At 44.0% G+C, this 13,134-nt stretch carries 12 protein-coding genes; 3 read left to right on the top strand and 9 right to left on the bottom strand.

Annotated elements, in window-relative coordinates; translation table 11 throughout:
- The first annotated feature begins 129 nt into the window (after positions 1-129).
- Positions 130-1,191, top strand: coding sequence for an outer membrane-stress sensor serine endopeptidase DegS (degS, locus tag OCV11_RS02805; RefSeq protein WP_261894860.1), 1,062 nt, complete (start codon positions 130-132; stop codon positions 1,189-1,191).
- 177 nt (positions 1,192-1,368) lie between these two features.
- Here the strand turns inward: degS and rplS are convergent, their stop codons facing one another.
- From rplS to ffh, 5 genes are all read right to left on the bottom strand, one after another.
- Complete coding sequence (gene rplS, locus OCV11_RS02800) at positions 1,369-1,722, bottom strand: 50S ribosomal protein L19 (RefSeq protein ID WP_000065250.1); 354 nt, start codon at positions 1,720-1,722, stop codon at positions 1,369-1,371.
- Positions 1,723-1,763: 41 nt separating this feature from the next.
- On the bottom strand, positions 1,764-2,507 hold the full coding sequence (trmD, locus tag OCV11_RS02795; RefSeq protein WP_261894859.1) for a tRNA (guanosine(37)-N1)-methyltransferase TrmD: 744 nt from the start codon (positions 2,505-2,507) through the stop codon (positions 1,764-1,766).
- Between the two features lie 26 nt (positions 2,508-2,533).
- Complete coding sequence (rimM, locus tag OCV11_RS02790; protein WP_261894858.1) at positions 2,534-3,088, bottom strand: ribosome maturation factor RimM; 555 nt, start codon at positions 3,086-3,088, stop codon at positions 2,534-2,536.
- A 23-nt stretch (positions 3,089-3,111) separates the two neighbouring features.
- Positions 3,112-3,360, bottom strand: a complete 249-nt coding sequence (gene rpsP / locus OCV11_RS02785) for a 30S ribosomal protein S16 (RefSeq protein WP_042480523.1) — start codon at positions 3,358-3,360, stop codon at positions 3,112-3,114.
- A 221-nt stretch (positions 3,361-3,581) separates the two neighbouring features.
- Positions 3,582-4,970 carry a signal recognition particle protein gene (gene ffh / locus OCV11_RS02780; protein WP_261894856.1) on the bottom strand — a complete coding sequence of 463 codons (1,389 nt, stop codon included), beginning with the start codon at positions 4,968-4,970 and terminating at the stop codon, positions 3,582-3,584.
- A gap of 226 nt (positions 4,971-5,196) precedes the next feature.
- Between ffh and OCV11_RS02775 the strand changes: the two genes are divergently transcribed.
- Both OCV11_RS02775 and OCV11_RS02770 read left to right on the top strand, forming a co-directional pair.
- Positions 5,197-5,991, top strand: a complete 795-nt coding sequence (locus OCV11_RS02775) for a cytochrome C assembly family protein (RefSeq protein WP_261894854.1) — start codon at positions 5,197-5,199, stop codon at positions 5,989-5,991.
- An 86-nt stretch (positions 5,992-6,077) separates the two neighbouring features.
- A complete protein-coding gene (locus tag OCV11_RS02770) occupies positions 6,078-7,355 on the top strand; it encodes an HlyC/CorC family transporter (protein ID WP_261894853.1) in 1,278 nt (425 codons plus the stop codon).
- 109 nt (positions 7,356-7,464) lie between these two features.
- Here the strand turns inward: OCV11_RS02770 and luxS are convergent, their stop codons facing one another.
- The 4 genes from luxS to OCV11_RS02750 form a co-directional block, all read right to left on the bottom strand.
- Positions 7,465-7,983, bottom strand: a complete 519-nt coding sequence (luxS, locus tag OCV11_RS02765; RefSeq protein WP_261894852.1) for an S-ribosylhomocysteine lyase — start codon at positions 7,981-7,983, stop codon at positions 7,465-7,467.
- A 26-nt stretch (positions 7,984-8,009) separates the two neighbouring features.
- Complete coding sequence (locus tag OCV11_RS02760; RefSeq protein ID WP_261896208.1) at positions 8,010-8,615, bottom strand: transglycosylase SLT domain-containing protein; 606 nt, start codon at positions 8,613-8,615, stop codon at positions 8,010-8,012.
- A gap of 1 nt (position 8,616) precedes the next feature.
- Positions 8,617-10,182, bottom strand: coding sequence for a glutamate--cysteine ligase (gshA, locus tag OCV11_RS02755; RefSeq protein ID WP_261894851.1), 1,566 nt, complete (start codon positions 10,180-10,182; stop codon positions 8,617-8,619).
- A gap of 98 nt (positions 10,183-10,280) precedes the next feature.
- The gene (locus OCV11_RS02750; RefSeq protein ID WP_261894850.1) at positions 10,281-13,127 is read right to left on the bottom strand and encodes a M16 family metallopeptidase; all 2,847 of its coding nucleotides are present in this window, start codon (positions 13,125-13,127) and stop codon (positions 10,281-10,283) included.
- Positions 13,128-13,134: the final 7 nt, after the last annotated feature.

Here is a 13,134-nt window from a genome sequence, read left to right as displayed (position 1 = left end):
GAGCCCATTTTACCTCTTTAGCCACGTAATAGAGTGAAAACAAAGTAGCGATTTAGCACTGATTCAGCATACAATACCGCTTATTAGTCGCTCATATTCATTGTCGTTATTGATTTTTTTGGGGTCTTTATGCTGAAATTTTGGCTTCGTTCCATTGGTATTGGTGTGCTTGCAGCTGCGATCATCGTAGTCTCAGTACCATCGCTTCGAGCTCATATTCTGCCTCAAAATGAAGAAAATGCGGCAGATATGGGAACAGTACAATTATCCTTTAACCAAGCAGTACATCGCGCTGCTCCTGCTGTGGTAAACATTTATAGTCGTCAATACGACCGAGACAATCATCAGAAGCTTTCCACTCAAGGGCTAGGATCTGGTGTTATTGTCAGCAGTAAAGGTTACATCATTACCAACTACCACGTGATTGCTCAAGCTGACCAAATTATTGTGGCTCTCCAAGACGGTCGTGTTGCAGCAGCGCAACTGGTTGGTAAAGATAAACGTACGGACCTTGCAGTATTACGTATTGAAGGTACTAACCTACCAGTTATCCCTTTAAACCCTAATTACCAACCTAAAGTCGGTGATGTGGTACTCGCGATTGGCAATCCTTATAACCTAGGACAAACCACCACCTTTGGTATTATCTCTGCCACTGGGCGTTCATCGATTAGTGCGGGTCGCCGCCAAGCTTTCATCCAAACGGACGCAGCCATCAACGAAGGTAACTCAGGCGGTGCATTAGTTAACTCTCGCGGCGAATTGGTCGGCATCAATACGGCCTCTTTCCAACAAGCCACTGATATCGAAACTTACGGCATCTCGTTTGCTATCCCATTTTCATTGGCCAATACCATCATGAATAAAATCATCGCTGATGGCCGGGTGATTCGCGGATATATTGGTGTGGATGGCGAAGATATGAATGCGGTCACCTCGCGATTGCTTGATGGGGAACATATCGGTGGTATTTTGGTGATTGGAGTTGATCCTAACGGACCTGCACAAAAAGCAGGTTTAAAAGCCAATGACATCATATTGAAGATAGATGGTAAGAAGATCAGTGGACGCCAAAGCGTCATGGATACCATTACCAATTTGCGTCCAGGAACGACAGTCCAAATCACCTTGCTGCGTAAAGGTAAAGAGGTAGTTGTACCGGTCACCATCGCAGAAGATACACGTGATTAATCTATTAGATACGCTATAAAACACAAAAGAGAAGCTATGCTTCTCTTTTTTTATCACTCTTTTTTGTCTCTATCACTATCGAATTGCTCCCATCAGTAGTGGAGAGATATCGATAATGTTTATGTATAAAAAACGGAGCCCGTAGGCTCCGTTTTTATGAGAACGCGAGTTCTAGCATTACTTCTTAGCAAGCTTCTCTTTAATACGAGCAGCTTTACCAGATAGATCACGTAGGTAGTACAGTTTGGCACGACGTACAGCACCGCGACGTTTCACTTCAATGCTATCAACAACTGGTGAGTGAGTTTGGAAAGTACGCTCAACGCCTTCACCGTTAGAGATCTTACGTACAGTGAATGCTGAGTGTAGACCACGGTTACGAATAGCGATTACGATACCTTCGAACGCCTGTAGACGTTCACGGTCACCTTCTTTTACCTTAACTTGAACAACAACAGTGTCACCTGGTGCAAATTGAGGTAGGTCTTGTTTCATTTGCTCTTGTTCTAGAGCCTTGATGATGTTACTCATTATTTAAATTCCTAGAATAAACTGATACTTAATAAAATAGGTTACGGGTTCTGAGATTCTTTAATGAACTCAGCCAGTAATAGTTCCTGTTCGTCAGTCAGAGCTAGGTTTTCCAGGAGCTCTGGTCTTCTTTTCCAGGTACGGCCTAGCGATTGTTTCAACCGCCAGCGACGCACATCCTCATGATTTCCGGATTTCAGTACCGCAGGCACCTCTTTTCCATCTAACACTTCAGGACGTGTATAGTGTGGGCAATCCAATAAGCCATTCGCAAAAGAGTCCTCTTCTGCTGACGCGAAATCTCCAAGTACACCCGGAATGAACCGAGAGACAGAATCAATCAACGTCATGGCTGGGAGTTCACCACCCGTCATTACGAAATCACCAATTGACCATTCTTCGTCAACTTCGGACTCAATAATGCGTTCATCTACCCCTTCGTAACGACCACAAATCAGAATTAAATTCTCATTTGTTGCCAGTTCTTCTACTCCAGTTTGATCGAGCTTGCGACCTTGTGGAGACAAGTAGATGACTTTCGTCTTTCCCGGGGCAGCCTGTTTTGCACTGTGAATGGCATCGCGCAAAGGCTGAACCATCATCAACATGCCAGGACCACCACCGTAGGGCTTATCATCAACAGTGTGACGTTTGTCATGAGCGAAATCACGAGGATTCCAAAGCTCAACTGACAACAACCCTTTTTTTACCGCTTGACCTGTTACTCCAAAATCCGTCACGCTACGGAACATTTCTGGAAATAGGCTAATAACGCCAACCCACATTGTTCTTTGCCTTATCGTCTTTAGAGTTAAAACGCAGGATCCCAGTCAACTTCGATCCGTTGAGCTTCGCGATCAACTTTAATGATCACTTGCTCTTCAAGAAACGGAATTAATCGTTCCTTTTGGCCGAAAGCATCTTTCAGATTTGCTTTCACTACCAGAACATCGTTTGAGCCAGTTTCTAACATATCAGTGACCTGACCAAGGTCATAACCCTGAGTCGTTACCACTTGCATGCCAAACAATTCTCGCCAGTAGAACTCATCTTCTGACAGTTCAGGTAGTACCGCTGGATCAATTGCAATTTCGAGATTTGTCAGTAATTGTGCATCTTCACGAACATCAAGTCCGCTCAGTTTCACCACCATACCTTGGTTATGGCGCTTCCAGCTCTCTACTTTGAATTCAATCCACTCGCCCTTTTGGTCAATAAACCAAGGGCTGTACTCAAAAATACTTTCTGGATTGTCTGTGTAGGAAAAAACTTTAAGCCAGCCACGAATGCCATAAGTAGAACCTAGTTTACCTACAACGATTCTTTCTTTTTGCTCACTCATTGTTTCTTTACCTTTCATCGACATAAACTAGTTGCTTCTAAACAGAATTAAGCCGCTTTTTGAGCGTCTTTAACTAGTTTAGCTACGCGGTCAGATACAGTAGCGCCTTGTGATACCCAGTGGTTCACGCGGTCTAGATCTAGACGTAGGCCTTCTTCTTGACCAGTAGCAGTAGGGTTAAAGAAACCTACTTTCTCAATGAAACGGCCAGTAGCTGCGTTACGGCTGTCCGCAACAACGATTTGATAGAATGGACGCTTTTTAGCGCCGTGACGTGCCAAACGAATGGTAACCATGTCGTCCTCTTTGCTTTCTCAATAATAAAATTAACCCCAAGAACCGTTCATAAAATAACAGTTTGGGGTCTCGTGCCAAAATAAAGCCTCGGAATTTTACTCTTATTCCGAGGCATTGCAAGGGTTTTAGCTATTTTTTCGCCAACAAGATTAGGCGAAAATGTCTGTGAAGTAGTTAACAGTTTGAAAAGTCGTCAACGATTGTTTATCGCATAAACAGCTTAACGACCGAAGAAACCGCCACCACCACCAAAGCCGCCACCCATTCCGCCCATCATGCCTTGCATGGTGCGCATCATACCTTTCATTCCACCCTGTTGCATTTTCTTCATCATCTTCTGCATCTGGGTGAACTGTTTTAATAGACGGTTAATGTCTTGCACTTGAGTACCAGAACCCGCCGCAATACGTTTTTTACGCGAACCTTTAATCAAGTCCGGGTTTTGACGCTCTTTCATGGTCATCGAGCTGATAATCGCTTCCATCTGTTTGAAAACTTTATCATCGACTTTGTTTTTCACATCAGCAGGTAGCTGAGACATACCAGGCAGTTTATCCAACATACCCATCATGCCACCCATGTTTTGCATCTGACCGAGTTGCTCACGAAAATCTTCTAAATCAAAGCCTTTCTTCTGCTTAAATTTCTTCGCCAGCTTCTCTGCTTTTTCATGGTCAACGTTACGTTGCAAATCTTCAATCAGAGACAGAACATCACCCATGCCCAAAATACGTGATGCCACACGATCAGGATGGAAAGGTTCTAATGCGTCGTTTTTTTCACCCACACCCAAGAATTTGATTGGCTTACCAGTGATATGACGGACAGAAAGCGCCGCACCACCACGTGCATCACCATCGACTTTGGTTAGGATAACACCAGTCAATGGTAGTGCATCGCCAAAGGCTTTCGCAGTATTCGCCGCATCTTGACCTGTCATTGCATCAACAACAAACAGGGTTTCAACAGGCTTGATCGCATGATGAAGCTCTTTGATTTCGCCCATCATCTGTTCGTCAATTGCAAGACGACCAGCGGTATCGACAATCACCACGTCATAAAATTTACGTTTTGCGTGGTCAATAGCACCGTTAGCGATATCAATTGGCTTTTGGTCAGCCGACGATGGGAAGAAATCCACACCGATATCCGATGCCAAGGTTTCCAACTGTTTGATCGCCGCAGGGCGATACACGTCAGCTGAAACCACTAATACTTTTTTCTTGTCGCGCTCTTTTAGCAGCTTCGACAGTTTACCAACGCTGGTTGTTTTACCTGCACCTTGTAAACCGGCCATCAAAATAACGGCTGGCGGCTGAGCTGCTAGGTTAAGAGCCTCATTGGAGTCACCCATTACTGCTTCAAGCTGAGCTTGAACAATCTTGATGAACTCTTGGCCTGGCGTCAGGGATTTAGAGACTTCCACGCCAACTGCATTCTCTTTGACGCGATTTACAAAATCACGAACAACAGGCAGAGCAACGTCAGCTTCTAACAGCGCCATGCGCACTTCGCGCAACGTCTCTTTGATATTGTCTTCAGTAAGACGACCTTTACCGCTGATGTTCTTCAGCGTTTTGGATAATCGTTCGGTTAAATTCTCAAACATCTCTATTCTCTTCGCTATCAGGCGACCATCTACTCGTGAGTATACCTTAGCCAGAGGATTAGGCATACCCATGAGATCTCTATCAAGCACCTAAGATATCAATTTCATCATTGGCATAGATCACTTTTCTAAACAAAGTCTGCATGATCATTGTTTAAACAGCCATAGCCCATTGGCATCACTCAAGGTATAATCGAGCGATTCAATAATCGGTTTAGTGAGAAACATGGACAACTTTATCACCGCAGTTGCCGCTTTTTTATATTTTGCATCTATCGCGATGATCGTACCCGGTGTGGTCAACCAGACAGGCATCAAAACCAAAGCCGTATTTGGCTGTGCCGTCCTCGCGCTAGTCTTTCATGCTTGGCTACTAAGTGATCTTATATTTCATCGTAATGGGCAGAATTTAAGTATTCTCAATGTTGCTTCGTTAACGAGCTTCATTGTTTCATGCTTGATGACAGCATCGATGTTTAAGGCGCGTCTATGGTTTCTATTGCCGATAGTTTATAGTTTCTCCGCTATCAACTTAGTGATTGCTAAAGTGGTTCCAAATACGTTTATGACGCATTTAGAGCACAACGGCACACTGCTCATTCATATTTCTTTCGCACTTTTTTCCTACTCTACGCTCTGTATCGGCGCGCTGTACTCCATTCAGCTTGCTTGGTTAGATCATAAACTGAAGAAGAAAAAGAGCCTCGCAATCAATCCGAACTTACCTCCGCTGATGAAAGTTGAACGTCATATGTTCAATATCATTGTGGTTGGTAATGCTCTTCTGACTTGTACCTTAATCACTGGATTTTGGTTCTTGACCGATATGTTTGCAGAAGGAAAAGCGCATAAAGGGATACTCTCTTTTATTGCGTGGATTGTGTATTGCGTTTTGTTGTGGGGCCATTACCAACGTGGTTGGCGTGGTAAAAAAGTCACTTGGCTTTCCGTCATTGGTGCTTTATTACTCACTCTAGCTTACTTTGGTAGCCGCTTTGTGAAGGAATTTATTCTTAGTTAAGGTCTAGGTTTAGACCTTTTCTTCATTGACACCTGACCTCACATAGGTCATTAATTACTCAAATTGTTATAAGGAAATGGATCGTTTTGGACGACATATCTACGGGTATATTGTTTGCGCTACTCGCGTGTCTTATTGTTATCTCTGCCTATTTCTCCGGTTCTGAAACAGGGTTAATGTCTCTGAACCGCTATAGACTCAAACACTTAGCCAACACTGGACACAAAGGCGCAAAACGGGTCGAAAAGCTGTTAGATCGTCCTGACCGACTAATCAGTCTGATTCTGATTGGTAACAACCTAGTCAACATCCTTGCTTCTGCTATCGGGACCATACTCGGTATGCGCCTCTACGGTGACGTGGGTGTTGCCATTGCAACAGGTGTCTTAACCATTGTTGTTTTGGTGTTTGCTGAAGTAACACCAAAAACCATCGCTGCGATTTATCCAGAAAAGATTTCGTACGCGAGTAGTATTTTGCTAAACGTACTAATGAAAGTGATGGCTCCTATCGTCATTTTCATGAACTTCATCACTAACGGTTTTATTCTGTTGCTTGGTCTAAAACCACAGCAAAGTGGCGATGATTCGCTGAGCTCTGATGAACTGCGCACGGTAGTAAATGAAGCCGGTGGTCTAATTCCACGTCGTCACCAAGATATGCTGCTCTCGATTCTTGACTTGGAGCACGTGACGGTAAACGACATCATGGTGCCACGTAACGAAATTACCGGTATCAACATCAATGATGATTGGAAATCCATTGTTCGCCAATTAACTCACTCACCTCACGGTCGTTTGGTTTTGTATCGTGACCAAATTGATGAAGTAGTAGGTATTTTGCGTTTACGTGATGCGTCACGTCAGATGTTAGAAAAGAATGAACTGACTAAAGAAACCTTGCTTCGTTCAGCCGATGAAGTGTACTTCATTCCAGAAGGTACACCACTCAACGTGCAACTACTTAAATTTCAACGCAATAAAGAACGTATTGGTCTTATAGTAGATGAATACGGTGATATCGTTGGTTTGATTACCTTGGAAGATATTTTGGAAGAGATTGTCGGTGAGTTCACCACCTCAATGTCTCCAAGCCTTGCGGAAGAAATCACCCCTCAAGGTGATGGTAGCTTCTTAATTGAAGGTAGCGCCAATATCCGTGATATCAACAAGAGCCTCAAATGGAAGTTGCCGACAGATGGTCCAAGAACACTTAATGGCCTGATTTTAGAGCATCTTGAAGATATTCCTGAGGATAAGATCAGCATTAAGATCGCCAAACATCCGATGGAAATTGTTGAGTTGGAAGAGAACCGTATTAAGCTGGTCAGAGTTTTTCCAACCAAGATGAAAAAGACCAGCTAATGGCTTTTAGCTGGTCGATAAAACGATTCGATGTGTGCTCCGACTGACGTTAGAGCCAAAAGCAAAAAGGCTTGGTGCGAACCAAGCCTTTTCTTTTATAAACGAAAAATTAGTGAACCTTAAGTTCTTTCAACATCGCTTCTGGCAATGCCAAATCTTCGTTTTTATTCACTTGAATACCTGCAGAAATGACATTTTGTGCAATCTGCTTAGCTTGTTCTAGTGAGTGCATAGCTGCAGTACCGCATTGGTATTTGTTCAATTCAGGAATCTTGTTTTGATCTTCAACTTTCAAAACATCTTCCATCGCAGCTAACCAAGCTTTTGCTACACGCTGTTCATCAGGAGCGCCAATAAGGCTCATGTAAAAACCAGTACGACAACCCATTGGTGAAATATCAATGATTTCAACATCAGAACCGTTTAAATGCGCACGCATAAAGCCAGCAAACAGATGTTCTAGAGTATGAATACCTCTTTCAGACAAAATGTCTTTATTTGGTACAGTAAAACGCAGGTCGAATACAGTGATTGTATCGCCTTTAGGGGTTGTCATATTTTTTGCCACACGAACTGCTGGTGCATGCATACGTGTATGATCGACGGTAAAACTGTCTAATAGTGGCATGATTCTTTTCTCCATTGCACACTGGTTTAGAAAAACCAGCTTAAATTATCGTCCAGTTCCTGACGGCATTGTTTCAGCTGCCAGCCATATTCTTTCGCTTGATGTTCAACTTTTCTGGCCACCGCAACCACTGCCGGTTTAGAGCGATAGGAGTGACGTTGAAAACCACCTCGGCCTTCATGATACGCTAAGTATTGGTGAAAAGTATCCCATTTAGAAACCCCTAGCTGTTTTTGGGTCTCACTGGTATACCAACCGATGAACATCAAGGCGTCATCAAAATCGTTACGGGAACCGCCATAATCCGTTGAGTTTTGGAACTCATCCCAGGCAGGATCTTGCGCTTGAGCATAGCCATAAGCGCTACTCACTCGTCCCCAAGGAATAAAGCCCAACACATAATCTTTGGGCGGTAGCGCATCATGATGAAATGCGCTTTCTTGTTTAACAAACGCCATCGCGACCTGAATTGGTGTGCCCCACTGCTTATTCATATTCAAAGCAGCTTCGTACCAATCCGGTTTTTCCCGAAAGATATCACATAGATTCGACTGATTCGTTGGCGGTGCTGTCGCGCAACCAGACACAAAAGCGACACCCACCAACATCAGCAAACGAAACACAGATTTCATCTCAGTTGAGATACGCAAAATAGTGAGCCAAAAATTCATCAAAGCTCTCACTATCACTCTGTTCCATTTCGCGTTGTTTTACTAGTGAACGTTCAGCCTCTTGGAGCATGCTCTCTTCACTGTAGAACGAGTATTCATGTTCCGTGTTGGTCACACAATGCTGTGAACCAAACGCAGTACCCACTTTACCAAGACCGCCAAGTTCTTTTGTTTTCTCAAGAATCTGTGCCGACAAGGTTAATTCTGGATGATCAATCCAGCGCTCTAATTCATGGCAAACCGCTTGATATTCGGTACCACCAGTAGCGGAGTCCATTAATTCTGCCACCAGCTTAAGATCGGCAAACACACGTTTCGCCCACTGTTGCAGTGTTAGCTGTTCACCATGACAGCCAATTTGCAGCATCAAATCAGGTTTACGACCTTCAGTAACCACTTTACGCCAGTTATCACGCCAGCATCCCAATTCACAATCATCCATTGGGTCAGAGTCCGATAACGCCATCCAAGTAACCAAGAGATCAAGGAAACGAATTTGTTGTGCAGTGATACCAATTGGACTAAATGGGTTAACGTCTAAAGAGCGCACCTCAATATATTCAACACCACCACGAGACAGAGCTTCCGATGGCTTCTCGCCTTTTTTAGTCACACGCTTAGGTCTGATTGGCGCATAAAGCTCATTTTCGATTTGCAGCACATTACTGTTAAGTTGACGGTACTCGCCATCCACTTTGACACCAATCTGCGCAAACTCTGCTGAAGGCGTACGTATAGCGCGGTTAAGCCCTTCTAAGTATTCATCAATGCTATTAAAACCAATGCGCAATGAGCTTTGAGCATGGTTGGTATAACCTAAATCACTCAAGCGCAGCGAAGTCGCATGTGGCAAATAAAGCGTTTGACCAATATTTTCGAATGGCAAAGCCGTTTTTCTGCCTTGAATAAAGGAAGAGCATAGCGCGGGTGATGCACCAAAAAAGTAGGGAATCAACCAACCGAAACGGTAGTAATTACGGATTAAACCAAAATAACCTTTTGATTTTGTATTCTGGCGCTGTTCTTCACTTTGCTCACCATAGAGGGCATCCCAAAAACTGTCAGGGAAAGAAAAGTTAAAATGAACACCTGAAATAATTTGCATTAAGCTGCCATAACGGCGTTTCAATCCAGCACGATATAGCGTTTTCATTCGCCCCGAATTCGAAGTGCCGTATTGGGCAATCTTCACATCATCTTCAGCGCCAACGTAACAAGGCATAGAAAGCGGCCATAGCTGCTCTTTATCTAGATGTGATTGTGCAAAGTGATGGATATCTTCAAGTTGAGCAATGAGCGTGTCTACGTCATTGGATACTGGCGTAATAAACTCCAGCAGTGACTCTGCATAATCGGTTGTCACTAGAGAGTTGGTTAACGCAGCGCCTAACATCTCTGGATGACCTGTTTGAGCAATAGAGCCATCTTTTTGATAACGCAGAGTTTCTCGTTCGACACCACGGCCAAACGCTTTAAACACTTCGGGTCTTTTTGCAACTCGTTCGAGTCGCTCGGCAAATTTAGTCAAAATATGATTCGCTTATGGTTATGTAATCCAATTGAAGCTGAGACTTGTCCCTTTTAAAAGGGAAGAGGTGAGTTTTTCACCTCTTGTTTATGTGTGCTCTAACGGCTGATTTCAAGTTGCTCCACCGGAATATTTAGCTTTTCCAATTGAGGACGCAACGACTGGGCATCCCCGACAACGATAATTTGATAGTCCTGTGGTTTAAACCATTTTTTAGCTAAACGAGATAAGGTCGCCCTATCGACTGTTTGTACCAGCTCATGTTGCTGCTGTATGTAGTCATCATCCAAGCTATACGCCATCAAGCGGCTTAATACCTGTGCTTTCTGCCCGGGTGTTTCATTAGCTAACGCTTGCTGTTGTCCTAGCGCTAAACGCATGAACGTTACCTCATCCGCTGTCGGACCGTGCTCACTATATTGCGCCAACTCTTTTTGTATCTCAACTATCGAATCAGCAGTCGCATCAGCTCTGACATTGGCATAAAAAATAATAGCCCCAGTTTCACGGTTAGAAATAATGTTGCTTCCCGCACCGTAGGTGTACCCTTTGTCTTCACGTAAATTTTGGTTGATCCGACTATTAAAATTACCCGCCAAGTTGAAGTTAGCCAGTTCAGACAAGAAGTTTTCTCCTGTCGCATCATAAGGTAAGCCACGGCGAACCAAGCGAACAACAGACTGAGTTGCTTTGTCTTTATCGACCAAATAGATTTTTTGTCCCTTCAGATCCGGCAAAACCTGTGGACGAAGCAAAGGAACATTTTTTCCATGCCAGTTTTGCACAAATGACAGCTGCTTACGGGCTTGCTCTTTGTTTACATCCCCAACTAACACAATCTGGGTTCCTTTGGGGGTGTAATATTGACGATAAAAGGCTTTTACATCCTCTAAGGTCAGGGCCTTAATTGATTCAGGGGTTCCACCACTCTCACGTGCAAATAAGGTATCCCCAAACAGCACCTGTCGAGTTGCTTGTCCCGCCAACCAAGCTGGTGTCTGTTGCTGATACATGATGCCTTGCAGTAATCGCTGCTTTTCGCGAGTGAAATCTTGCTCGGAGAAGCGAGGATGAAATAGCACTTCTTGGAGAATATCTAATGTAGGACCGAGCTTACTGGTCAAACTCGATACCGTCACCTGTGTGGAATATTCGCCAGCAGAGATAGAGATATCCGATCCCAATGTATCTAATTTTGCTTGCAGCTCTTCTTTAGAATATTGCAGCGAGCCTTGATTCATCATTGTCGCGGTAATATCCGCTAACCCCTCTTTGCCTTTCGCAACATAGCGTTCACCAGCTGGCAGGCTAAAACGAATCAGAACTGTCGGGGTTTCACTGCTCTTCTCACCAATTAATTCAGCACCATTATCGTAATAAACTTTATAGGTATTAGGCGTATGAATGCTCACCGCACTTTCTGACGTGGGCATGATACTGCGATCAAAATCATCACTAACATGACGGTACGCTAATTGGTTCTCTTGCATCACCTGATAATCAGGTAACTGACGCTCAGCTGGTGCAAAATCGGCTTTTTGAGCGGCCAAATCTTCCCTTTGTTTTGGAACAACGCTCAATACCACCTTAGGGCGGTTCTCTAGGTACTGTGTGTAGACTTGAGCGACGCTATCTGCCGTTACAGAGCGAATATCAGCGAGATCTTTCTGAATACGTTCAGGCTCGCCAAAGAAGGTTTGATTAAAGGCAAGTTCATTCACTTTACCTTGAACACTCTGCAAACCGAAAATAGCACTAGATTCAGCCACCCCATTAATTTGATTCAATAAATCTGGTGAGATGCCTTGCTTACCAAAGCGAGCTAGAGAGTCCATAACGTCGTTATATAACGGCTTAAGTTGCTGACCCGCAGGCGCCATGGCATAAACATAAAAGGTGCAGGCGAGCTCCGCACAATCGACAAATGATCCCGCACTCACCGCTTTCTGCGTTTTAACCAAATCTCGATAGAGAAGACTATTTGCTCCTTGCCCTAACGCAGTGGCTAGGACCTCTTGAGCCACTTGATCATGAGCGCCCAAATAACTGGTCGGCCAGCCGATCAGTACCATGGGTTGCTGAATACGATCTTGTAAGGTTACAAAGCGATCGCGATCGAGAGTCGCTGGCTGCTTTGGTAGCTTCGGCACTTCTGGTCCTGCAGGAATAGAACCAAAATATTTTGCGATCCAACTGAGTGTTTGCTGCTCATCGAAGTCCCCACCGATGGTCAGAACCGCGTTATTCGGGCCATACCAACGTAAGAAAAACGCTTTGAGATCGTTGACGTTAACCTGATTAAGATCGCTCACATAACCAATTGTTGGCCATGAATACGGGTGATTTGATGGGAACATAGCTTCATCCATCTTCAAACGCATCATGCCATAAGGTCGGTTATCGTAATTTTGTGCTCGCTCATTTTTCACAGTCGAACGTTGGATCTCAAATTTCTTCTGCGACACGGCATCGAGCAAAAACCCCATGCGGTCAGACTCAAGCCATAAGACTTTTTCTAAATGATTGGCAGGAACCGTCTCGTAATATTGCGTTCTATCTCGATTCGTTGACCCATTAAGCGTCCCACCCGCTTCGGTAATCAGTTTAAAATGCTGTTGATCACCCACATGTTTCGAGCCCTGAAACATCATGTGTTCAAAGAAATGCGCAAAGCCAGACTTACCCACCTCTTCACGAGCAGAACCTACATGGTAGGTGACATTAACGTGTACCAAGGGATCTGAATGATCAGGAGTGAGTAATACCGTTAATCCATTGGATAACTTATATTTTTTATAAGCAATAGTCACACTACCTGGCGTTGCATCGACCTCTTCAACAAGGGAAACCCCAGCGGGTAATGAAGAGAAGAAAGACGATGTACTTGATGCACCACAGCCGACCAACAAGAACAGAGAAAAAACACCACACAAGATTTTTCTCATATGAGAT

Source organism: Vibrio porteresiae DSM 19223 (genome assembly GCF_024347055.1).
Taxonomy (GTDB): Bacteria; Pseudomonadota; Gammaproteobacteria; order Enterobacterales; family Vibrionaceae; genus Vibrio; species Vibrio porteresiae.
This window is presented reverse-complemented; position numbering and strand designations above follow the sequence as displayed.

Excerpts from the sequence above, each read along its gene's own strand:
- degS (WP_261894860.1), top strand. The coding sequence starts at position 130 with ATGCTGAAATTTTGGCTTCGTTCCATTGGTATTGGTGTGCTTGCAGCT.
- rplS (WP_000065250.1), bottom strand. The coding sequence starts at position 1,722 with ATGAGTAACATCATCAAGGCTCTAGAACAAGAGCAAATGAAACAAGAC.
- trmD (WP_261894859.1), bottom strand. The coding sequence starts at position 2,507 with ATGTGGGTTGGCGTTATTAGCCTATTTCCAGAAATGTTCCGTAGCGTG.
- rimM (WP_261894858.1), bottom strand. The coding sequence starts at position 3,088 with ATGTCGATGAAAGGTAAAGAAACAATGAGTGAGCAAAAAGAAAGAATC.
- rpsP (WP_042480523.1), bottom strand. The coding sequence starts at position 3,360 with ATGGTTACCATTCGTTTGGCACGTCACGGCGCTAAAAAGCGTCCATTC.
- ffh (WP_261894856.1), bottom strand. The coding sequence starts at position 4,970 with ATGTTTGAGAATTTAACCGAACGATTATCCAAAACGCTGAAGAACATC.
- OCV11_RS02775 (WP_261894854.1), top strand. The coding sequence starts at position 5,197 with ATGGACAACTTTATCACCGCAGTTGCCGCTTTTTTATATTTTGCATCT.
- luxS (WP_261894852.1), bottom strand. The coding sequence starts at position 7,983 with ATGCCACTATTAGACAGTTTTACCGTCGATCATACACGTATGCATGCA.
- OCV11_RS02760 (WP_261896208.1), bottom strand. The coding sequence starts at position 8,615 with ATGAAATCTGTGTTTCGTTTGCTGATGTTGGTGGGTGTCGCTTTTGTG.
- OCV11_RS02750 (WP_261894850.1), bottom strand. The coding sequence starts at position 13,127 with ATGAGAAAAATCTTGTGTGGTGTTTTTTCTCTGTTCTTGTTGGTCGGC.